The 20,984-nt window shown below is 69.4% G+C and carries 18 protein-coding genes and 1 pseudogene; 15 read left to right on the top strand and 4 right to left on the bottom strand.

The annotated features are described in order from the left end of the window. Window positions 1–227 precede the first annotated feature (227 nt). The 4 genes from AC1VVG_RS24865 (at window position 228) to AC1VVG_RS24850 (ending at window position 4,375) form a co-directional block, all read left to right on the top strand. Window positions 228–1,778 (top strand): NCS1 family nucleobase:cation symporter-1, encoded by a 1,551-nt coding sequence (locus AC1VVG_RS24865; protein WP_482836542.1) that lies wholly within the window; start codon window positions 228–230, stop codon window positions 1,776–1,778. A gap of 23 nt (window positions 1,779–1,801) precedes the next feature. Continuing rightward, entirely contained in the window at window positions 1,802–2,530 is a 729-nt protein-coding gene (locus tag AC1VVG_RS24860; RefSeq protein ID WP_059558278.1) for an aspartate/glutamate racemase family protein, read from the top strand. A 64-nt stretch (window positions 2,531–2,594) separates the two neighbouring features. After that, window positions 2,595–3,752: a LysR family transcriptional regulator gene (locus AC1VVG_RS24855; protein WP_482836540.1), complete on the top strand. Its 1,158-nt coding sequence runs from the start codon at window positions 2,595–2,597 to the stop codon at window positions 3,750–3,752. Window positions 3,753–3,943: 191 nt separating this feature from the next. Continuing rightward, window positions 3,944–4,375, top strand: coding sequence for a DUF1090 family protein (locus tag AC1VVG_RS24850; protein WP_034185874.1), 432 nt, complete (start codon window positions 3,944–3,946; stop codon window positions 4,373–4,375). Between the two features lie 31 nt (window positions 4,376–4,406). Here AC1VVG_RS24850 and AC1VVG_RS24845 read toward each other — a convergent pair whose 3' ends face one another. Next, on the bottom strand, window positions 4,407–5,978 hold the full coding sequence (locus AC1VVG_RS24845; protein WP_482836538.1) for an MFS transporter: 1,572 nt from the start codon (window positions 5,976–5,978) through the stop codon (window positions 4,407–4,409). A gap of 100 nt (window positions 5,979–6,078) precedes the next feature. Here AC1VVG_RS24845 and AC1VVG_RS24840 point away from each other — a divergent pair. The 8 genes and pseudogenes from AC1VVG_RS24840 to AC1VVG_RS24805 form a co-directional block, all read left to right on the top strand. Further along, window positions 6,079–6,951, top strand: a pseudogene (locus AC1VVG_RS24840) (LysR substrate-binding domain-containing protein); the annotation flags it as partial. A gap of 166 nt (window positions 6,952–7,117) precedes the next feature. Beyond that, window positions 7,118–8,104: an ABC transporter substrate-binding protein gene (locus tag AC1VVG_RS24835; protein WP_034185989.1), complete on the top strand. Its 987-nt coding sequence runs from the start codon at window positions 7,118–7,120 to the stop codon at window positions 8,102–8,104. 286 nt (window positions 8,105–8,390) lie between these two features. Beyond that, entirely contained in the window at window positions 8,391–9,458 is a 1,068-nt protein-coding gene (locus AC1VVG_RS24830; protein ID WP_069245927.1) for an ABC transporter substrate-binding protein, read from the top strand. 15 nt (window positions 9,459–9,473) lie between these two features. After that, complete coding sequence (locus AC1VVG_RS24825) at window positions 9,474–10,316, top strand: ABC transporter permease (RefSeq protein ID WP_034185870.1); 843 nt, start codon at window positions 9,474–9,476, stop codon at window positions 10,314–10,316. A gap of 31 nt (window positions 10,317–10,347) precedes the next feature. Continuing rightward, window positions 10,348–11,169 (top strand): ABC transporter permease, encoded by an 822-nt coding sequence (locus AC1VVG_RS24820; protein ID WP_482836536.1) that lies wholly within the window; start codon window positions 10,348–10,350, stop codon window positions 11,167–11,169. 40 nt (window positions 11,170–11,209) lie between these two features. After that, on the top strand, window positions 11,210–12,055 hold the full coding sequence (locus AC1VVG_RS24815; RefSeq protein ID WP_034185868.1) for an ABC transporter ATP-binding protein: 846 nt from the start codon (window positions 11,210–11,212) through the stop codon (window positions 12,053–12,055). A 143-nt stretch (window positions 12,056–12,198) separates the two neighbouring features. Next, the gene (locus AC1VVG_RS24810; RefSeq protein ID WP_034185867.1) at window positions 12,199–13,152 is read left to right on the top strand and encodes a TauD/TfdA dioxygenase family protein; all 954 of its coding nucleotides are present in this window, start codon (window positions 12,199–12,201) and stop codon (window positions 13,150–13,152) included. A gap of 150 nt (window positions 13,153–13,302) precedes the next feature. Continuing rightward, a complete protein-coding gene (locus AC1VVG_RS24805; protein WP_034185866.1) occupies window positions 13,303–14,250 on the top strand; it encodes a TauD/TfdA dioxygenase family protein in 948 nt (315 codons plus the stop codon). A gap of 63 nt (window positions 14,251–14,313) precedes the next feature. On the opposite strand, the gene AC1VVG_RS24800 is transcribed toward AC1VVG_RS24805, so the two are convergent. Then, the gene (locus AC1VVG_RS24800) at window positions 14,314–15,975 is read right to left on the bottom strand and encodes an ABC transporter substrate-binding protein (RefSeq protein ID WP_482836534.1); all 1,662 of its coding nucleotides are present in this window, start codon (window positions 15,973–15,975) and stop codon (window positions 14,314–14,316) included. Between the two features lie 299 nt (window positions 15,976–16,274). On the opposite strand from AC1VVG_RS24800, the gene AC1VVG_RS24795 reads away from it, so the two are divergent. Further along, window positions 16,275–16,682: a DUF427 domain-containing protein gene (locus AC1VVG_RS24795; RefSeq protein ID WP_482836532.1), complete on the top strand. Its 408-nt coding sequence runs from the start codon at window positions 16,275–16,277 to the stop codon at window positions 16,680–16,682. A 183-nt stretch (window positions 16,683–16,865) separates the two neighbouring features. Beyond that, window positions 16,866–17,858, top strand: a complete 993-nt coding sequence (locus AC1VVG_RS24790) for a sulfonate ABC transporter substrate-binding protein (protein ID WP_482836531.1) — start codon at window positions 16,866–16,868, stop codon at window positions 17,856–17,858. 4 nt (window positions 17,859–17,862) lie between these two features. On the opposite strand, the gene AC1VVG_RS24785 is transcribed toward AC1VVG_RS24790, so the two are convergent. Further along, a complete protein-coding gene (locus AC1VVG_RS24785) occupies window positions 17,863–18,444 on the bottom strand; it encodes a putative glycolipid-binding domain-containing protein (RefSeq protein WP_226251819.1) in 582 nt (193 codons plus the stop codon). 195 nt (window positions 18,445–18,639) lie between these two features. On the opposite strand from AC1VVG_RS24785, the gene AC1VVG_RS24780 reads away from it, so the two are divergent. Beyond that, window positions 18,640–19,548, top strand: coding sequence for a LysR family transcriptional regulator (locus tag AC1VVG_RS24780; protein ID WP_482836529.1), 909 nt, complete (start codon window positions 18,640–18,642; stop codon window positions 19,546–19,548). Window positions 19,549–19,574: 26 nt separating this feature from the next. On the opposite strand, the gene potE is transcribed toward AC1VVG_RS24780, so the two are convergent. Continuing rightward, entirely contained in the window at window positions 19,575–20,960 is a 1,386-nt protein-coding gene (gene potE, locus AC1VVG_RS24775; RefSeq protein WP_034185860.1) for a putrescine-ornithine antiporter, read from the bottom strand. Between the last annotated feature and the right edge of the window lie 24 nt (window positions 20,961–20,984).

Here is a 20,984-nt window from a genome sequence, read left to right as displayed (position 1 = left end):
CCGCTGATGTCGATGTGGATGGAACCCGCTGACCCGCAATTTGCGTGCCGCCGCCCGGCCGCCGCGGCCGCGCGCGCTCCATTCATTTTTCAAATGACACCCAGCCGAATATTTAATTTCCCATCGTCGCGACCGCCTTCCATACTCGCGAACAAATCCGAGACATAACGTCCACGGCGGCCCGGGCCGGCACGGCGTACCCACGCCGCCGGTTTCGCGCCCCGCACATGGAAGGAGACAACGGCGTGCAACTGGAAGCCACCCACCGCCCGGGCATCGTGCTCGGCGCGGACGACGCATCGCATCGAACCGATCCGGCCGCGCGCGACCCCGCGCTGAGCCCGCGGCTGCACAATCCCGACCTCGCGCCGACCCGGGCCGAAGGCCGGACGTGGGGCCGCTACAGCATCTTTGCGCTGTGGACCAACGACGTGCACAACATCGCGAACTACTCGTTCGCGATCGGGCTGTTCGCGCTCGGCCTGTCGGGCTGGCAGATGCTCGCGTCGCTCGCGATCGGCGCGGTGCTCGTGTACTGCTTCATGAACCTCACCGGCTACATGGGTCAGAAGACCGGCGTGCCGTTCCCGGTGATCAGCCGGATGAGCTTCGGCATCTACGGCGCGTTGCTGCCCGCGATGATCCGCGCGGTGATCGCGATCGCGTGGTTCGGCATCCAGACCTATCTCGCGTCCGTCGTGCTGCGCGTGCTGCTTACCGCGATCTGGCCCGGCCTCGCCGCGTTCGACCAGAATGCGATCCTCGGGCTGTCGACGCTCGGCTGGATCACGTTCGTCGCGATCTGGCTCGTGCAGATCGGCATCCTCACGTACGGGATGGAAATGGTCCGCAAGTACGAGGGGCTCGCGGGCCCGGTGATCCTCGTCACGACGCTGTCGCTCGCCGCGTGGATGTTCAGCCGCACGGGCGGCCATCTCGCGATGTCGATCGGCAAGCCGATGACGGGCGTGAAGATGTGGACGGAAATCTTCGCGGGCGGCTCGCTGTGGCTCGCGATCTACGGCACGCTGGTGCTCAACTTCTGCGATTTCGCCCGTTCGTCGCCGAGCGCGAAGACGGTGCGCGTCGGCAACTTCTGGGGCCTGCCGGTCAATATCCTCGTGTTCGCGACGATCAGCTTCGTGCTGGCCGGCGCGCAGTTCAAGCTGAACGGCCACATCATCCACAGCCCGACGGAGATCATCGCGACGGTGCCGAACAAGCTGTTCCTGGTGCTCGGCTGCCTCGCCTTCCTGATCGTGACGGTCGCGGTGAACATCATGGCGAACTTCGTCGCACCGGCCTTCGTGCTCACGAGCCTCGCGCCGCACCGCCTGTCGTTCCGCCGCGCGGGCCTGATCAGCGCGACGATCGCGGTGCTGATCCTGCCATGGAACCTGTACAACAGCCCGATCGTGATCGTCTACTTCCTGTCGGGCCTCGGCGCGCTGCTCGGCCCGCTGTACGGGATCATCACGGTCGACTACTGGCTCGTGCGCAAGCAGCGCGTGAACGTGCCCGACCTCTACACCGAAGCGCCGACCGGCGCCTACTTCTACACGCGCGGCGTGAACCGCAAGGCGCTCACGGCGCTCGTGCCGTCCGCGCTGATCTCGATCACGCTCGCGGTCGTGCCGGCCTTCAGTGCGATGACACCGTTCTCCTGGCTGCTCGGCGCGGCCATCGCGGGCAGCGTGTACTGGCTGCTGGCCGATCGCAAACGGCAATACGAGGAGCGCTCGGGCGAACCCATCGCGGTCGACTGCGCGCAACACTGACACACACGCACACGGAGCCACCGATGAGAATCCTGGTAGTCAACGTCAACACGACCGAGTCGATCACCGACGCGATCGCCGCGCAGGCGCGGGCCGTCGCATCGCCCGGCACGGAGATCGTCGGACTCACGCCGCGCTTCGGCGCGGAATCGATCGAAGGCAACTTCGAGAGCTACCTCGCGGCGATCGCCGTGATGGACCGCGTGTCGAGCTACGACGAACCGTACGACGCGGTGATCCAGGCCGGCTACGGCGAACACGGCCGCGAAGGCCTGCAGGAGCTGCTGACGGTGCCCGTCGTCGACATCACCGAAGCGGCCGCGAGCGTCGCGATGCTGCTCGGCCATCGCTACTCGGTCGTCACGACGCTCGACCGCACGGTGCCGCTGATCGAGGATCGCCTGAAGCTGGCCGGGCTCGACGCACGCTGCGCGTCGGTGCGTGCCAGCGGCCTCGCGGTGCTCGAACTCGAGGAGAACCCGGCCCGCGCGATCGAGTCGATCGTCGGCCAGGCGCAGCGCGCGGTGCAGGACGACCGCGCGGAAGTGATCTGTCTCGGTTGCGGCGGGATGGCCGGCCTCGACCGGCAGATCGAGGAATGCACGGGCGTGCCGGTCGTCGACGGCGTATCGGCCGCGGTCGCGCTCGCCGAGTCGCTGGTCCGCCTGAAGCTGAAGACGTCGAAGGTCCGCACGTACGCGCCGCCGCGCCCGAAGCGGATCGTCGGCTGGCCGGGAGCCTTCGCAAAATGACGCCGGGCCGCCGGCCGGCAGTCGCGTCGCGCGCGGTCACGGTATCGCCGGGAGACGGATCGGCATGCGGGACCCGCTAGACCCGACCACCCTGCCGCGCGACGCGGCCGACGCCACGGGCGCGCTCGACGTGCTCGATGCGCGGCTGATGCGCATCCTGCTCGTGCTGCTGACCGAGCGCACCGTGTCGCGCGCGGCCGTGCGCCTGAACATGTCGCAGCCGGCGACGAGCGCCGCGCTCAAGCGCCTGCGCACGCTGCTCGGCGATCCGCTGCTGGTACGCAGCCGCTACGGGATGGTGCCGACCGAGTTCGGAGCGCGGCTGATCGAGCCGCTGCGCAACGCACTGCGCGTGATCGACTTCGTCCGCATCCAGCAGCCGACGTTCGACGCACGCACGTCGGTGCGCACCTACCGGATCGGCTGCCCCGACTACCTGAACGTGCTGTTCGTGCCGAAGCTCGTCGCGCTGTTCCGCGAGCGCGCGCCGAACGCGCAACTCGTCTTCCATCCGCTTGGCGACGGTTTCGACGACGAGCGTGCGCTGGCCGACGGCGAGCTCGACGTCGTGATCGACAACCGCCCCGCGCGCCGGTCGCGCTTCCGGCAGGACGACCTGTTCGACGACCGCGTCGTGTGCCTGATGCGCGCGACGCATCCGCTCGCGCGGCGCGGCGCGATGACGGCCGCCGACTTCGTGGCGGCGCCGCAGCTGTGCCCGACGCCGTCGTGGCTCGAAGCGTCCGGCGCGATCGACCGGCAGCTCGAACGCGTGGGCCTGCAACGGCGGATCGTCGTCACGCTGCCGCACTTCGAGCTTGCCGCGCACGCGCTCGTCCGCACCGATATGATCCTCACGACCACGTACCGGCTCGCGCGGCACTATGCGAAGCTGCTGCCGCTCGCCGCGATCGCGCTGCCGGCCGAACCGCCGGACATCGTGTACCGGATGACGTGGAACGAAGCGGGATCGTGCGCCGAGGGCGTGAGCTGGCTGCGCGGGCTGATCGCGGAGGCGACGCACGCATGGCTCGAGGCTGAAGCGATGCTGCCGGCGGTCGCGGCGGTCGCCGCCGCCGGCTTGCCCGCACCGCTCGCGCCATCCGAGTCCGAACCGCCGCGACGGCCGCGCGCACGCCGGACCACGCGCTGCCGTACCGAGCGGCAGCCGTTCGTCGCGCGTGTCGCGCGTCATGCGCGTCTCACGACGAAATCGCACTGACGCCATTGACGCATACCTCACGTCGTCGCATCGATGGTGCCCGCGCCGCGCGCTGTCGATCGCATGTCAGACTGATCCTATTTACCCGCCCGGGTCCGCCTTGCACAATGCGGACCGATGAACGGCCATGCGTCGTCTCGCACACCGCCGGCCGCATGCGCTGCCGCCGGCAACATACCGAGGATTCCCCGATGAAAGGCCCCCTGACCGCCATCACGCTTGCGCTTGCAACGCTCGCCAGCCCGCCCGCGACGGCCGACACGCAGGACTGTGCAACGCGCATCCGCGCGCTGCAGACGCAGATCGACTACGCGAAACTGCACGGCAATACGCAACAGGCCATGCGCCAGCAAGCCGCGCTTGATGCGATCGGTGCGAACTGCACGGACGCCGGCCAGCTTGCGCGCGCCGAACGCAAGGTACGCGACGAGCAGCGCGATCTCGCGAAGGCGCGCGACGAAGCGCACGAGGCGGAAGCCGCGGTGCGACAAGCGGAAACGCGCGATGACGCGGGCAAGCTCGCGAAGGCGCAGCGCAAGCTCGCCGACAAGCAGCGCAAGCTGCGCGACGCAACGCGTGCGCTGCACGACGCGGAAACCAGCCGCGATGCGCTGAAGCACTGACGAGGCACCGGGCAGCGCGCCCCGTGCGGCGTCATGCACCGTCGCGCATCGGTTGCGCAAGCAACTTGTACGCAACGACGGCCACGCCAAGCGCCAGCACGCCGCTCGCGGTGAGCGCAGCGGCGAACCCGCTCGCGAACGCGACGGGCGCCGCCTTGGCGAGTATGCCCACGGCCGACGGCGGCACGCGGCCGAGTGCCTGCGCCAGGTCGCCGGCCAGCAGGCTCGACATGAACGGCGCATCGGCGAATGCACGCAGGCCGGGCGCGGCGCTCAGCAGCGCGTCGAGCCGCGCGCGCGTGCTCGCTGTCAGCACCGCACCGAGCACGCCGACGGCCGTCACGATCGCCGTGAAGCGCGTCGTCGTGCTGATGCCCGACGCCATGCCCGTGCGGTCCGCCGGGACGCACGCCATGATCGCCTTCTGCGTGTCGCCGTTCATGATGCCGGCGCCGCAGCCCGTCACGAACATGCCGAGTGCGACGAGCCGGTAGTCGCCGCCGGCCGTCAGCGCCGCGGTGACGAGGTTGCCCGCACCGATCAGCGCGAGCCCGCCCGCCAGCACGCCGCCCGACGACACGCGTGCGGCAAGCGCCGCGCCGAGCGACGGGCCGGCGATCATCGCGAACGCGAACGGCAGCATCCCGAGCCCCGCGTCGATCGCCGACATCCCGAACGCGTTCTGCAGGTACAGCGGCAGGAACGTCATCATCACCTGCGCGCACGCCGCATAACCGAACATCGCGAGCACCGCGCCGACGAAACGCGGCTGGCGGAACAGCGCGAGATCGATCATCGGCCGCGCCTGCCAGCGCTCCGCGCCGATGAACGCCGCCAGCAGCGCCGCGGCAAGCGCGAGCCGGCCGAGCGTCGCGGCCGACAGCCAGCCGTGCGCCGGCGCGCCGATCAGCGCCGCGATCGCGCACGCGAGCGCCGCGCCGAACAGCAGGCTGCCGGCCGCGTCCACGCGTTTCGCGTGCGGATCCCTCGACTCGTCGATCGCGACGCGTGCACCGGCCGCCAGCAGCACACAGACCGGCAGGTTCAGCAGGAACACCCAGCGCCACCCGATCCATTGCGTGATCGCGCCGCCGACGAGCGGCGCGATCGCCGTCGCGATCCCCATGCACATGCCCCAGATCGCCCACGCACGCGCCCGTTCGCGCCCGTCCGGAAAACGGTTCGCGATCACCGCGAGCGCGGCCGTCAGCAGCAGCGCGGCGCCGCCGCCCTTCGCCGCGCGCGCGCCGATCAGCCAGCCGGCCGACGGCGCGACGCCGCAGCCGAGCGACGCGAGACAAAAGAGCGCGAGCCCCGCGAAGAGCATCCGCTTGCGCCCGAAGCGGTCGGCGAGCCCGCCGGCCGGCAGCAGGCACGCGGCGAACGCGGTCATGTACGCACTCACGACCCATTCGATGTCGGCGAAGCTCGCATGAAAGCTGCGCGCGATGCTCGGCAGCGATACGGCGACGACGTTCGTGTCGAGCACGATCAGCGAACAGGTCGCCGACGCGACCGCGAGCGTCGCGGCGGCCGGCAGGCGGGCGCCCGCATGCGGGGCGGCAGCCGCGGCCGCGCGCGACGCGGGTGAGGACTGGGACATCGGCAACTCCGGAGCAGGATGGACAAGCCGTATGCTAGGCTTGCCCGGTATTGCCTGTCATTGACACTCACATGCTGTTTTGTTGACGAAAATTGCAATCATGGACCGGCTCGAATTCCGTCACGTGCGCGCGTTCCTGAGCGTCGCGCAGCACCTGCATTTCGCCCGCGCGGCCGAAGCGCTCGACATGGCGCCGCCCGCGCTCACGCGGCAGATCCAGGAAGCCGAACGCGTGCTCGGCGTGCGGCTCTTTCACCGGTCGCGCCGCGCGGTCACGCTGAGCGCCGCCGGCGAGGCCTATCTCGCCGAAGCACGCGCCGCATGCGAACACCTGCAGCGCGGCCGCGAACTCGCCGCGCTGGCCGAGCGCGGCGAACTCGGCCGGATCGAGATCGGCTACGTGTCGTCCGCCGTCTATTCGGGCACGCTGCAGCGCACGGTCGGCGCGTTCCGCGCCGCGCACCCGCGCATCGAGCTGAACCTGCGCGAAGTGCCGATGGACGACGTCGCGAACCAGCTCGACACGGGCCGGCTCGACCTCGCGTACGTGCGCCCGCCGCTGCCGCTGCCCGGCGGCCTGCGGATCGTCACGCTGCAGCGCGACGTGTTCGTCGCGGCCGTGCCGGCCGATTCGCGCTACGCGGAAGCGTCGACCGTGCGGGCGGCCGACCTCGCCGGCGCGCGCTTCGCGGTGCCGGAACAGGAGCGCGGCACGCTCGACGTCGCGCGCCGCGGCCGTTTCGCACCGCTGATCGCCGCGCGGCCGGGCGGCTTGCTCGCCGTGCTCGCCTGTGTGTCCGTGAACGGCTGGGTCGCGGTGATTCCCGATGCGCTCGCCGGCTGCGTGTCGCTGCCGGGCGTCGTGTACCGGCCGATCGCCGGCAAGCCGATCGTGTCGGAGCTGGCGCTCGCGCACCGGCGCTTCGAAAAGGCGCCGGCCGTGCGCGCGTTCCTGCGCACGGTCGTGCCGGCCGGGTCGAACGCCGCCCGAGAACGGCGCCCGCACGCGTCGAGGCCGGCCCGGCAGTCGCCGCGCGAATATGCATTGCACGATTCGATGTTTGTCGGCCGGAAACCGATTCCGTAACCTGCCCGGCAGCCGCGCCGCACGAGCGCGGATCACCCAGGACATGCCGCCGATGAATCCCTCTTCCACCGCAGCGCGCCGCCGCGTGCTGCAGCGCCTTGCCGCGCTCGCCGCCGCCCCGCTCTCCGGCGGTATCGCACTGCCGGCCCATGCGACCGGCGCCGACCTGTCGGGCGTCACGCTCGTGCTCGGCGACCAGGCCGGCGGCCTGCGCGCGCTGGCCGAGGCCGCGCGCGTGCTCGACGGCACGCCCTACCGGTTCCGCTGGGCCAATTTCCAGGGCGCCGCACCGCTGTTCGAGGCCCAGCGCGCGGGCGCGATCGATCTCGCGCCGGCCGGCGACCTGCCGGTGCTGACAGCCGCGCTCGGCGATCCGTCGCTGCGGATCGTCGCGACGCGCGTCGGCTCGCCGGCGTCGCTCGGCATCGTCGTGCAGCCCGATTCGCCGGTTCGCGCCGTCGCCGACCTGAAAGGGCAGACCGTCGTCGTGTCGTCGGCGCGCGGCAGCATTTCCCAATACCAGTTGTATGGCGCACTGCGCGAACACGGCCTTGCGCCGCGCGACGTCGACGTGCGCTTCGTGCTGCCCGTCGACGCATTCGCCGCGTTCGAGGCGAAACGGATCCCCATCTGGGCGACCTTCGACCCGTACTACGGGCATGCGGTACGACGCGGCGCGCGCGTCGTCCGGGACGGCAGCGGCATCAATTCGGGGCTCGCGTTCCTCACGTCGCCGATCGAGACGCTGAACGACGCCGCGAAACGCGCGGCGCTCGCGGACGTGCTCGCCCGGCTGGCCCGCGCGGGCCAATGGGCGCTGGCGCACCCGGCCGACTATGCGAACGTCTATGCGTCGCTCACGCGCCTGCCGCCCGACGCAGCCGCCGACATCGCGCACCGCGCGGCGCTCGCGCAGCGCAGCCTCAGCGGCGCCGACATCGACGTGCTGCAGCGCGTCGCCGACCGCGCGGCGGCGGACGCGATCCTGCCGCGGCGCGTCGACGTCGCGTCGATCGCGATTCGCAATGTGTCTGCTTGACGGTTTTCGACGGGGCCGCGGCATGTCCCGGCCGTGCACGGCGCGCGTGTCGGCTTCCGGACTTGCGTGCCCCCTCCGTACGACCGTCGAGTCGGACGACCTTCCCGCCGTCGTGCACGCAGCACGCAACGACTGCGTGCCATGCGCGGCATGGTTTCGTCCTGCATCGTCCCGCGATAAGCATAGTTCAAATCGTTTCTTGTCCGCCCCCGTCCCGTCATCGAGAATGATTCGACGGACCGACACGTGTCGCCGCCTCTCCAACGTACTCCTGACCGATCGATTCATGCTCCCACTGCGCCTGCTGCGATCGCTGCTGATCGCGTCCCTCATTACGTTGCCGGCTGCCGCCGCGCATGCCGACAAGCCCACGACCATCCGCATCGGCGTCGCCCAGCAAGGCACCGGCGATCCGCCGACCTTCGGTGGATCGAGCGCCGCCACCGTGCAGTTGCAGCAACTCGTCGAAAAGGAATTCGCCGCCGACGGCATCAAGGTGCAGTGGCTGTTCTTCAAGGGCGCGGGGCCGGCCGTCAACGAGGCGATCGCCAACAAGGCGCTCGACTTCGCGTACCAGGGCGACCTGCCTGCCGTGCTCGCCCGCTCGAACGGGATCAAGACGCACCTGCTGCTCGCGGCCAGCGTGCGCTCGGGCATCAAGATCGCGGTGCCGCCCGACTCGACGATCCGTTCGATCAAGGACCTCAAAGAGCGCCGCGTGTCGATCTTCCGCGGCACCAACCTGCAGCTCGTCGCCGACAACGCGCTCGCGAAGAACGGCCTCGGCGAACGCGACCTGCGCGTGATCAACCTCGACTCCGCCAGCTCGCTCGCCGCGCTCGCGTCGAAAGGCATCGATGCGGCGGTCGGCGACTATCAGCTGTACAAGCTGCGCGACGCGGGGCTCGCGAAGATCATCTACGAATCGCAGAACGACGGCCCGCAGTTGACGCGGCAGACCCACCTGCTCGTGCTCGACGATTTCGAGCGCGCGCACCCGGACATCGTGCAGCGCGTCGTCACCGCGTATGTGAAAGGCGCGCAATGGTCGTCCGACGAGGCGAACCGCGATGCGCTGTTCAAGCTGTGGACGAAAAGCGGCGTGCCGTACACGTCGTGGCAGGCCGACTTTGCGAACCAGCGCCTGAAGGACCGGCTGTCCCCGCTGATCGATCCGTTCGTCGTCGCACGCTACAAGGCCGTCGCGCAGGATGCGCTGAACCTGAAGCTGATCCGGCAGCCGGTCGACGTCGACGGCTGGTTCGAGCCGAAGTATCTCGACAACGCGCTGCGCACGCTGAAGCTCGAAAACTACTGGCCACGTTACGACGCCGCCGGCAAACCGCTTTCCTGACCCGGACCTGCGCCGATGAGCGACACCGCGTTTCCCGCCCTGAGATCCGAGCCTCAAGCGCTCGCCGCGCCGCCGCACCGCGCGGCATTCGTGAAGCGGCTCGCGTGGCAGCTCGCCCCGTGGGTGCTGCCCGCACTGTTGTTCGTGCTGTGGACCGTCGGCAGCGCGCGCGGCTGGATCGCGCCGCAAATCCTGCCGCCGCCCGAACGCGTGTACGAATCGCTCTCCGACCTCGTGACGAGCGGCGATCTCGCGCGCCACACGCTGATCAGCCTGCAACGCGTGCTGGTCGGCTTCGCGGCCGGCACGCTGCTCGGTTTGTCGATCGGCGTCGCGCTCGGGCTGTCCCGTACGCTGGAAGCTTACGTATTGCCGAGCTTCAACGCGCTCGTGCAGATTCCGGTGCTCGGTTGGTTGCCGTTCCTGCTGCTGCTCGTCGGCGTCGGCGAGCCGCTCAAATACCTGCTGATCGCGCATGCGGCACTCGTCCCCGTCACGCTGAGCACGTTGCAGGGTTTCCGCCAGACACCGCCCGCGCTCGACGAAGTCGCACGCGTGTTCGGCTACACGCGCCGCCAACGCATCGTCCATGTCGTGCTGCCGGCCGCGATCCCGACGCTCGCGACCGGCGTGCGGCTCGCGTTCACGAAGTCGTGGCTCGCGCTCGTCGTCGTCGAGCTCGTCGCCTCGTCGGAAGGGCTCGGCTACCTGATCGTGTACGGGCGCCAACTGTTCCAGCTCGATCTCGTGATGGCGGCCGTGGTCGTGGTCGGCGCGGTCGGCCTGCTGATCAACCGGCTGCTCGACGCGCTCGAGGCGCGCCTGCGCCGCGGCGTGCCGTCCGCGTTTCGCGGTTGAGCCCGCCCGCCCAATCGAAGGAGAGTCACCCGTGCCGCACCCCGCTCCCCCGGCATTCGCGCCGGACGATACGCCGACGCCCGTGCGCCGCCTGCACGCGCCCGACTGGCGCGGCTTCGTGCTGCCGCTCGTGGCGATCGCGCTCTGGTGGGCGATCGCTTCCGCGCATCTCGTGAAAAGCGGGCTGCTCGTTAGGCCGTCCGACGTGCTGCGCACCGCATGGGCGCAGGCCACGAGCGGCGCGCTCGGCCGCGCATTGTCCGCATCGCTCGCGCGCGAAGCGTGCGGCTTCGCGATCGGCGCGGCGGGCGGCCTGCTGCTCGGCGCCGCGCTCGGGCTGTCGCGCGTCACCGCACGAATGATCGGCCCGAGCTTCGACACGTTCAAGCAGATCTCGCTGTTCGCGTGGATTCCGCTGATTTCCGTCTGGTTCGGCCTGGGCGACGTCGCCAAGGTCGTGTTCCTGTCGCTCGCCGCGCTGCTGCCCGTCGCCGCGCACACGTGCGACGGCATTCACGCGGTGCCGCGCGCGTATGTCGACGTCGCCCGTGCGCTGCGCTACTCGCGGCTCCAGCTCATTCGCCACGTGATCCTGCCGGCCGCGCTGCCGTCGATCTTCACCGGCCTGTATCTCGGCCTGATCTATTCGTGGCTCGCGACGCTCGGCGCCGAATACCTGCTGGTCGCGGGCGCCGGCATCGGCAACACGCTGATCGACGGCAGCGAGCAGTTCCGCATGGATCTCGTGCTGTTCGGGATCATCGTCGTCGGGATCACCGGCTGGGCGCTGAACGCGATCGCGCGGGCGATCGAACGCAAGGTGCTGGCCCGCCGCGGCGACCTGCCGCGCTGATATTCCGTCCCCTGTCCGTCACCCCTTTCATCGCCCCGCCATGACGACGCTCGCCTCCGATTCGCTCGACATCCTCCATGTGAGCAAGCACTACACACAACGCGGCACGACGCTCGCCGTGCTCGACGACGTCTCGCTGCACGTACGCGCCGGCGAGTTCGTCACGATCGTCGGCGCGAGCGGCTGCGGCAAGTCGACCCTGCTGCGGCTGGTTGCCGGGCTCGACACCGACTATGCCGGCGAGATCCGCGCCGGCGACGAATACGTGCGCGACACGTCGCTGCAGCGCGGGATCGTGTTCCAGGACCACCGGCTGTTCCCGTGGCTGACCGTCGAGCAGAACATTGCCGCCGCGCTGCGCAACGCACCGCTCGACGCGGCCGCGAAGCGGCGCGCGGTCGCGGAACACGTCGCGCTCGTCGGGCTGAACGGCTTCGAGCGCGCCTTCCCGAACCAGTTGTCGGGCGGGATGGCGCAACGCGTCGCGATCGCGCGCGGCCTCGTGAACCGCCCGCGCGTGCTGCTGCTCGACGAGCCGTTCGGCGCGCTCGACGCGCAGACGCGTGCGCGGATGCAGAACGAACTGCTGCGCATCTGGGAACAGGAGCGCATCACGATGATGCTCGTCACGCACGACGTCGACGAAGCCGTCTATCTCGGCGACCGCGTCGTCACGATGGCGCCGCGCCCGGGCCGCATCGAACGCATCGTCGATGTCGCGCTGCCGCGGCCGCGCCGGCGCGATTCGCCGGAATTCGCGCGGTTGCGCGATACCGTGCTCGCCGATTTCGACGAACACGAACCGCCGCACCGCGACGGCACGGGCGGCAAGCCCGTCGACACGCCGCGCCCGCACCGGATCGGCGAATGGCGGCTCGCATGGTAACCGCGTGACCCGAACGGATCGCTTGGCAGCGCATATCGTTCATCACAGCAGGAACACTAAGGTTGTGACGATTCATCGGTTCCGGTTCCGCGCAGTCCCTGCTTGAATGGAGACTCGACCGACCCGACTCCAGGAGACTCACGATGTCCGAAGTCCAGCACGCCGCACAACCGTCTTCGCCTGTTTCGCACGCCGCGCCGCGCACGGCCGCCGTTCCGCTTCAGCTTCGCCAGGTCGCCGGCCGGATCGGCGCCGAAATCTCCGGCGTCCGGCTGTCGGCCACGCTCGACGACGCGACGTTCGATGCGGTCCAGGCCGCGCTGCTGCGCCACAAGGTGCTGTTCTTCCGCGGCCAGCACCATCTCGACGACACGGCGCAGGAAGCGTTCGCGCGCCGTTTCGGCGACACCGTCGCGCACCCGACCGTGCCGTCCGTCGACGGCAGCGCCCATCTGCTCGAACTCGATTCGGCACACGGCGCACGCGCGAATTCGTGGCACACCGACGTGACATTCGTCGATGCGTACCCGAAGATCTCGATCCTGCGCGCGGTCGTGATTCCGCCGTTCGGCGGCGATACCGTCTGGGCCAATACGGCCGCCGCGTACGCGCATCTCCCCGACCCGCTGCGCGCGCTCGCCGACACGCTGTGGGCGCTGCACACCAACGCATACGACTACGCGTCGACGCATGTCCATGCCGACGACACGCAACTGAAGCGCTACCGCGAAGTGTTCACGTCGACCGTCTATGAAACCGAGCACCCGGTCGTGCGCGTGCATCCGGAAACCGGCGAGCGCACGCTCGTGCTCGGCCACTTCGTCCAGCGGCTCAAGGGGCTGTCGTCGCAGGATTCCGCGCACCTGCTGCAGGTATTCCACGAGCACGTGACGCGTCTCGAGAACACCGTGCGCTGGAACTGGCAGGAAGGCGACGTCGCGATCTGGGACAACCGTGCGACGCAGCACTACGCGATCAACGACTACGGCGATGCGCGCCGCGTCGTGCGCCGCGCGACCGTTCACGGCGACGTGCCGGTCGGCATCGACGGCCGCCAGAGCGTCGTGCTGAAAGGGCCGGGCGCCACGCTGCAGTAACGCCCGTCTCCCGCGGCGGCGGCCTGCGCCGCGCGCCGCCGCACCGTTTCCCACCGAAGATCCGATCATGAGCGTCCCGTCACCGCACCGACACTTGCACGCGCAACGATGTCGGCCCTCCGCCCCGTTCACTTCCGTCAGGAGCGTCGCATGAGCGCCCTACTCGAACCCGCCGCCCAGCCGGTCGACGTGATTCCGCTGTCCGCCCATATCGGCGCGGAAATCCGCGGCGTCGACCTCACCCAGCCGTTGACCACGCCGCAGATCGCCGCGATCCGCGCCGCGCTGCTGAAATGGCGCGTCATCTTCTTTCGCGAACAATTCCTCACGCACGAGCAACACGTCGCGTTCTCCGCGCAGTTCGGCGACCCAACGGTCGGCCACCCGGTATTCGGGCATGTCGACGGCCACCCTGCCGTCTATTCGATCGCGAAACATCGCAAGGCGACCCGTTTCGAAGGCGAACCGGTGCGCCGGCCGTGGACGGGCTGGCACACCGACGTGACGGCCGCCGTGAATCCGCCGTGGGCGTCGATCCTGCGTGGCGTGACGATCCCGCCGTACGGCGGCGACACGCACTGGACGAACCTGGTCCGCGCGTACGAGACGCTGTCCGCGCCGTTGCGCGGCTTCGTCGACGGCTTGCGCGGCATTCACCGCTTCACGCCGCCGGCCGGTGCGCGCGCCACCGGCGCGTTCGACGAGGCCGTCGAACGCCGCCCGCTCGTGACCGAGCATCCGCTCGTGCGCGTGCATCCGGAGACCGGCGAGCGCGCGCTGTACGTCAGCCCGAGCTTCCTGAAATCGATCGTCGGGCTGACGCCGCGCGAGAGCCAGGCGCTGCTCGAACTGCTGTGGGAACACGTGACGCGGCCGGAATTCACGATCCGCTTCAAGTGGGAACCGCGCAGCATCGCGTTCTGGGACAACCGCGCGACCGCGCATCTGGCGCCTGTCGACATCTTCGATCTCGACTTCGACCGGCAACTCTACCGCACGACGCTGACCGGCGACGTGCCGGTCGGCCCCGACGGCCGGCCGTCGGTCGCGCTCGAAGGCTCGCCGGTCGAAACGGCCGCGGCCGTCGCACTCAACTGACCCGACGGATTCGACCGTCCGCTTCCGGCACCGGCGCGCACGCGCGCGCCGGCCGCTTCCCGATCAATCGAGCCACACGCCGTCGAACCGGTGCCCGCCGAGCGGCGAGAACGTCAACCCGTGGACGCGCCGCGAGATCGGCAACGACACGATCGACGTCGCGATCGGCGTGAACGGCACCTGATCCTTGAACACGACCTGCGCCTGCTCGTACAGCGACGTGCGTTTCGCGACATCCGCATTCGAGCGTGCCGCGCTCACGAGCTTTTCGAAATCCAGATTGCACCACTTCGCGAGGTTGCTGCCGTGCACCGCGTCGCAGCCGAGCAGCGTGCCGAGCCAGTTGTCCGGGTCGCCGTTGTCGCCCGACCAGCCGTACAGGATCGCGTCGTGCTGGCCGTCGTGCTTCGCGCGGCGGTTGTATTCGCCCCACTCGTAGCTGACGATCTTCGCGCGCACGCCGATCTTCGCCCAGTCCTGCTGGATCAGCTGCGCCATCAGCTGCGCATTCGGGTTGTACGGGCGCTGCACCGGCATCGCCCACAGCGTCAGGTCGAAACCGTTCGGGAAGCCGGCCTGCGCGAGCAGCGCCTTCGCGGCGGCCGGATCGCGCGGCGCGTCCTTCAGGCGCGGGTTGTACGACCATTGCGCGGGCGGCATCGGGTTCGTCGCGATCGTCGCATCGCCGTTGAACACGGTCTTCACGATCGCCGTCTTGTCGATCGCGATGTCGAGCGCGCGCCGCACGTCGACGCGATCGAGCGGCGGATGCTGCGTGTTGTACGCGACAAAGCCGACGTTGAACCCCACGCCCGAGAACAGCGTCAGCTTCGGGTCGCGCCGCACCGTCTCGAGATCGGCCGGACGCGGGAATGCCGATACCTGGCACTCGCCGGCCACCAGCTTCTGCAGGCGCGCGGCCGGATCGGGCGTGATCGCGAACACGAGGCGCGCGAGCTTCACGTCGTCCGGCTTCCAGTAATCGGGATTCGCGTCGTAGCGGATCAGCGCATCCTTCTGGTACGTGCGCAGCAGGAACGGCCCGGTGCCGACCGGGAACTGGTTGATGTCGGATTCGCGATGGCGCGCGGCAAGCTGCGACGCATATTCGGCCGACAGCACCGACGCGAACGCCATCGCGAGGTTGCGCACGAACACGACATCGGGCGTCTTCAGCGCGAAGCGCACCGTATAGTCGTCGATCTTGTCGATGCGCTCGACGTTGTGGTCGAACCCGAGATCGCTGAAATACGGGAAGCTGACCGGGTAGGCCTTGCGGAACGGATCGTCCGGATCGAGCATGCGGCGGAACGTGAATACGACATCGTCGGCCTGGAACGGCCGCGTCGGCTTGAACCATGCGGTCGTCTGGAATTTCACGCCGCGCCGCAAATGGAACGTGATCGTGCGCTGGTCGGGCGAGACGTCCCAGCTCGTCGCGAGCGACGGTTCGATATCGAGCGTGCCGCGCTTGAACTGCACGAGCCCGTTGTAGATCGTGTACGTGCTCGCGTCGAAATCGGTGCTCGTCGTGTGCTGGCCCGGATCGAAGCCGGCCGGGCTGCCTTCGGTGCAGTACACGAGCGTCTTGCCGGTCGGCGCGGCCAGCGCCGGTGTCGCGGCGCCGGCGAGCAACAGCGACGCGGCGATGCAGCGAAGCGCGGCAACGGCATGCGGGACGCCACGCGCACGACGCGTGGCTGACGAAACGTAAGCGTTCTTCATGGTGACGGAAAGAAAGGATGGCTGTCATGCGAATGACGACCGCCGATCTTCGCGCGCCTCCCGCCGATCGCTTACCAATTAATTCGGCGTTGCTTATCGTTGCCGACGCATCCCGCTGCCCGTGCATGAAAACGTCCACGCGAGCGCCGGCGCGCGATCCGGCGGCCTTTCGCGCCGCCGCCTTCCGGCCCCCTGCAGACTTTCCGGAATGAGCGCATCGTATCGGCTGGTTAACGCCGGCACCGGCGCGCCGGGATCCGCCCGGCGCCGCCGCACCGCCGCGTCATGGAGGACCCACGATGTCGATCAGCCCCGATACGCCCGCCCGCCCCGTGAAATCGCCGGGCCCCGATCATCCGATCACGGTCGAACCCCATGCGCGGCGCGTGGTGGTCAAGGTGGCCGGCAAGGTCGTCGCCGATACGCGCCGCGCGCTGGTACTGCGCGAGGCCAGCTACCCGGCCGTGCTCTATCTGCCGCGCGAGGACGCCGACCTGTCGCTGCTGCAACGCACCGACCATGCGACCTATTGCCCGTACAAGGGCGACTGCGCGTACTACTCGATTCCGACGGGCGGCGAACGCTCGATCAACGCGGTCTGGACCTACGAGCAGCCGTACCCGGCCGTCGAGGCGATTCGCGGGCACCTCGCGTTCTATCCGGACCGGGTCGACGCGATCGAGGAAAGCGCCGCCGGCACCGATTGAGCACCGCCGCGCCGCTGATTTGCATATACGCATTCGTTGGTTGGCCACCGGCCGGTGCCGCCGTATCGTCCTGAATCCGGCGCGGGCCGGGCCCGTTGCGTGCATCGCCCGCATCCGGCCCTGCCGTGCGCCGGCCGCGCCGTCCTCGCGCGCGGCCCGTGAACCCGCACGCAGGATGACCCGATGAACGACACCCCGCTCGCAGACATTGAAACGACCCCGGCGAACCCGCGCCGCCGCCGCTGGCTGCACGGCGCGACCGCCGGTCTGGCCGGGCTCGCGCTCGGCCCGCTCGCGGCCCGGCCCGCGCTCGCCGACGACACCGGCACGCGGCTGCGCATCGGCTTCCAGAAGTACGGCAACTTCGTCGTGCTCAAGGCACGCGGCACGCTCGAGAAGCGTCTGGCGAGCCAGGGCGTCGCCGTGCAATGGCTCGAGTTCCCGGCCGGCCCGCAACTGCTCGAAGGACTGAACGCCGGTGCGATCGACGTCGGCACGGTCGGCGAAACGCCGCCGATCTTCGCGCAGGCGGGCGGCGTCGATTTCGTCTATATCGGCAACGAGCCGCCCGCGCCGCAGGGCGAGGCGATCATCGTGCTGCCCGATTCGCCGATTCGCACCGTCGCGCAACTGCGCGGCAAGAAAGTCGCGTTCAACAAGGGCTCGAACGTCCACTACCTGCTCGTGAAGGCGCTCGAACGCGCGGGCCTCACGTATGCGGACATCCAGCCGATCTACCTGACGCCCGCCGACGCACGTGCCGCGTTCGTGCAGCGCAGTGTCGATGCGTGGGTGATCTGGGATCCGTACTTCGCCGCCGCCGAGCGGCAGCTCGGCGCGCGCGTGGTCGCGAACGGCGACGGGCTCGTGCGCAACACGCAGTACTACCTCGCCGCGCGCAAGTATGCGGCCGCCCACCCGCAGGTGCTGCGCACGCTGCTCGACGAAGTCGACGCGGTCGACCGCTGGGCCCGCGATCACGTGCCCGAGGTCGCCACGCAACTGTCACCGCTCGTCGGCCTCGACGCGCCGACGCTCGAAATCGCGCTCAAGCGCGCCGGCTACGGCGTGCAGCCCATCACCGATGCGACGGTCGCGTATCAGCAGAACATCGCCGACACGTTCAGCACGCTGAAGCTGATTCCGGGCAAGCTGTCGGTCGCCAGCGCACGCTGACGCGTTACGGCGCGGCCGTGGCGCCGATGCGCCGCCATTCGTCGTAGTCGGTGACGAGTCCCGCGTCGTCGACCGCGATATCGGCCGCATACGTGCCGCTCTCGTAGCGATAGCGCCGCGGTGCCGTGCGCGTGTAGCGCTGCTCGCCGCGCACCAGGTCGACATCCGGAAAGCGCAACCACGCCGTGCGGATCACGGCCGCTTCGCCGACGGCGAGCGCGAGCCGCCGGATCGGCAGCGTATTGGTCGACGGGCTGAAACCGAGGTCGATATCGGTCGCACCGGCAAGCGCCGGCGCCTCGACGCCGTCGATCGTCCATTGGCCGGCATCGCAGGCGATGTCCCACTGCTGCCGCGTCGTGCCGGCCCAGCGTGTCACGCGGGCCGAGCGCGTGAGCCAGTCGGCGCCGCATGCGATCGCGTAGTCGACGCGAAACGGCGTGCCGTCGATCGCGCCCGACACCGAACCCGACAGGTCGATGCCCGAGTGCGATTCGGCGAGCCGGCACCATTCGCACGCCTGCCACGTCCGCTCGATCTGCCATGCGACGCAGTGCGTGCGTATCGCTTCGGTCGGTTGCGTCATGTCGTGCTCTCCTGTCGGTCGCGCGCAAGGAAGCCGATTTTCGCTCACGACGCCGCCGAACGCACGCGGCCTCGGCACCGGCCGCCCTCTTGCCGATAGTCACTATCGGCGCCACGCACACCGCCGCACCGCCGCTGCTTTGGTACCATCCGTCGATCGGCAGGAATCGAACCGGAAGACAAAAGGCGCGACTTCATGGATTTGTTGGCGACGATGCGCATCTACGTCAGGGTCGTGGAGCGCGGCACGATGTCCGGCGCGGCGCGGGATCTCGACATGGGCCAGCCGGCCGTCAGCGAACGCATCGAAAAACTCGAAAAGCATCTCGGCACGCGGCTGCTGATGCGCAGTGCACGCACCCTCGCCTGCACGGAGGAAGGCCGCCTCTTCTACGAACGCAGCAAGGCGCTGCTCGAAGCGGCCGAAATGGCGGTCGCATCGGTATCGAAGACGGAAAACGCGCTCGACGGCACGATCCGGCTCGCGGCGCCGCAATGCTTCGGCGAGGTCGTGATGCCGGGTGTGCTGATGCAGATTCGCACCGCCTATCCGAAGCTGCATATCGACCTGGTGCTGAACGACGAGATCGTCGATCCGGTCACCGAGGGCGTCGATATTTCGATCCGGGTCGGCCAGCTGGGCGACGGCGGGTACGTCGCGTACGCGCTCGGCGCGGTCGGCCGCGTGCTCGTCGCCGCGCCGTCGTATCTGGACCGGCACGGCCCGATCGAAACGAAGGCCGATCTCGCGCACCACCCGTTCATCCGCGTGAAAGGCGTGTTCGCGAGCGAACAGGTGCCGCTGCAGCATGACGGCGGCGCGGTCGAATACGCGCGGATCCGGACGGTCATGACCACGAGCCACTGGCGCCCGATGTTCGACACGATCGCGGCGGGCGGCGGCATCGGCGTGGTCCAGCAGCCGGCGTGCGCCGACGCGCTCGCGCACGGCCGGCTGGTCCGGCTCCTGCCGCGATACGGGGTCCCCGACTTCGCGCTCAACGTGCTCGTGCACGCGCAGCGGCCGCTGCCGCCGCGCGTGCGCGCGGTCGTCGACCTGCTGAAGCAGGCACTCCCGCCGCGGCTCACGCAGCACCACCGGTAGCCGTCACCGGCCGCCGGCGGCCGCGCTCACGCCTGCAGCGACTTCCCCGGCTCCTTCACGTGCGCGTCGACCTCCATCTGGTAGAAGCGCGCGCTGACGAAACCGAACAGCGTCCAGCCCAGGAACACGCACAGGCCGCCGAGCATCAGCGCCTGCTCGCCCGAGCTGAACAGCGCATAGAAGCTGTACGCGGTGGCGACCATCGCGATCACGTTCGTCACCAGCGCCTTGCCGGGCGGCACCTTCGCGACCTTCTGGATGGTGATCAGCGCGGCCATCGACATCACGTAGGGCACGAGGTTCGTCACGACCGCGAGATCGACGATCTTCTGGAACTGGCTGCTCAGTTCCGGGCTGATCGTCATCAGCGCCAGCACGACCTGCGCGACGAGCAGGATCACCATGCCGACGATCGGCGTGCCCGTGCGCGTCGCCTTCGCGAACACCGGCAGGAAGTAGCCGACGTCCGCCGAGCTCTTGAACACCTGCGCGACCGTGAACTGCCAGCCGAGCAGCGAGCCGATGCACGCGATCACCATCAGCGCGGTGACGATCGTGCCGACGGTCGGCGTGAACATCGTCGCGAAGGCGATGCCGAACGGCGCGTTCGACTTCGCGAGGATCGCGTTGGGCACGATGCCCGCGATCACGTTGGTCGACACGATGTAGAAGATCGCCGACGCGATCGTGCCGCCGAGCACGGCGATCGGCACGTTGCGCTCCGGATTCTCGACGGCGTCCGAGTTCGCGCACGCCGATTCGAGCCCGAGGAACGCCCACAGCGTCACCGCGATCGAGCTGCCGACGGCCGGCCCGAACGGCAGGTTGCCCGGGTTCCATGCCGCGCCCCAGGTCGCGCCGCTGAACCAGAACCAGCCGATCAGCGACACGACGACGACCGGAATGATCACGCCCCACACGGTCACCGAGCCGATCCGGCCGGTGATGCGCGAGCCGCCGAAGTTCGCGACCGTCGTGAGCACGAGCAGGAAGATCGTCCACAGGCCCGTCTGCAGCGGCGACAGCGTCGCATCGAACAGCACGGTGCCGTAGCCGACCGCCGTGACGCCGATCGCGACGTTGGCGATCACGAGCGACAGCCCGTACGTGTAGTTCGCCATGTAGTTGCCGGCCTTGCCGAACGCGTACTCCGCGTAGCCGCCCATCCCGCCCGGCTTGCGGCTCAGCATCCCGCAGCGCGCGAACGCATAGGCCAGCGCGAGCGAGCCGCCGGCCGTGACGATCCACGACAGCAGCGAGATCGTGCCGACCTGCGCGAGCTTCGACGGCAGCAGGATGATGCCGGAGCCCATCATGTTGACCGCCGTGAGAATGGTCAGCTGCCAGACGTTCATCCGGTTCTTCTGCACGGCCGCCGGGGCCGCGTCGGTCATGCGCGCTGCGTTTTCCATGATGTCGATCCTTCGATGTGGGGC

It is taken from the genome of Burkholderia sp. L-4, from assembly GCF_056856535.1.
The sequence above is the reverse complement of the archived record's forward strand: the minus strand, read 5'-3'. Positions and strand labels throughout refer to the sequence as shown.

Excerpts from the sequence above, each read along its gene's own strand:
- AC1VVG_RS24865 (WP_482836542.1), top strand. The coding sequence starts at position 228 with ATGGAAGGAGACAACGGCGTGCAACTGGAAGCCACCCACCGCCCGGGC.
- AC1VVG_RS24860 (WP_059558278.1), top strand. The coding sequence starts at position 1,802 with ATGAGAATCCTGGTAGTCAACGTCAACACGACCGAGTCGATCACCGAC.
- AC1VVG_RS24855 (WP_482836540.1), top strand. The coding sequence starts at position 2,595 with ATGCGGGACCCGCTAGACCCGACCACCCTGCCGCGCGACGCGGCCGAC.
- AC1VVG_RS24850 (WP_034185874.1), top strand. The coding sequence starts at position 3,944 with ATGAAAGGCCCCCTGACCGCCATCACGCTTGCGCTTGCAACGCTCGCC.
- AC1VVG_RS24845 (WP_482836538.1), bottom strand. The coding sequence starts at position 5,978 with ATGTCCCAGTCCTCACCCGCGTCGCGCGCGGCCGCGGCTGCCGCCCCG.
- AC1VVG_RS24835 (WP_034185989.1), top strand. The coding sequence starts at position 7,118 with ATGAATCCCTCTTCCACCGCAGCGCGCCGCCGCGTGCTGCAGCGCCTT.
- AC1VVG_RS24830 (WP_069245927.1), top strand. The coding sequence starts at position 8,391 with ATGCTCCCACTGCGCCTGCTGCGATCGCTGCTGATCGCGTCCCTCATT.
- AC1VVG_RS24825 (WP_034185870.1), top strand. The coding sequence starts at position 9,474 with ATGAGCGACACCGCGTTTCCCGCCCTGAGATCCGAGCCTCAAGCGCTC.
- AC1VVG_RS24815 (WP_034185868.1), top strand. The coding sequence starts at position 11,210 with ATGACGACGCTCGCCTCCGATTCGCTCGACATCCTCCATGTGAGCAAG.
- AC1VVG_RS24810 (WP_034185867.1), top strand. The coding sequence starts at position 12,199 with ATGTCCGAAGTCCAGCACGCCGCACAACCGTCTTCGCCTGTTTCGCAC.
- AC1VVG_RS24805 (WP_034185866.1), top strand. The coding sequence starts at position 13,303 with ATGAGCGCCCTACTCGAACCCGCCGCCCAGCCGGTCGACGTGATTCCG.
- AC1VVG_RS24800 (WP_482836534.1), bottom strand. The coding sequence starts at position 15,975 with ATGAAGAACGCTTACGTTTCGTCAGCCACGCGTCGTGCGCGTGGCGTC.
- AC1VVG_RS24795 (WP_482836532.1), top strand. The coding sequence starts at position 16,275 with ATGTCGATCAGCCCCGATACGCCCGCCCGCCCCGTGAAATCGCCGGGC.
- AC1VVG_RS24790 (WP_482836531.1), top strand. The coding sequence starts at position 16,866 with ATGAACGACACCCCGCTCGCAGACATTGAAACGACCCCGGCGAACCCG.
- AC1VVG_RS24785 (WP_226251819.1), bottom strand. The coding sequence starts at position 18,444 with ATGACGCAACCGACCGAAGCGATACGCACGCACTGCGTCGCATGGCAG.
- AC1VVG_RS24780 (WP_482836529.1), top strand. The coding sequence starts at position 18,640 with ATGGATTTGTTGGCGACGATGCGCATCTACGTCAGGGTCGTGGAGCGC.
- potE (WP_034185860.1), bottom strand. The coding sequence starts at position 20,960 with ATGGAAAACGCAGCGCGCATGACCGACGCGGCCCCGGCGGCCGTGCAG.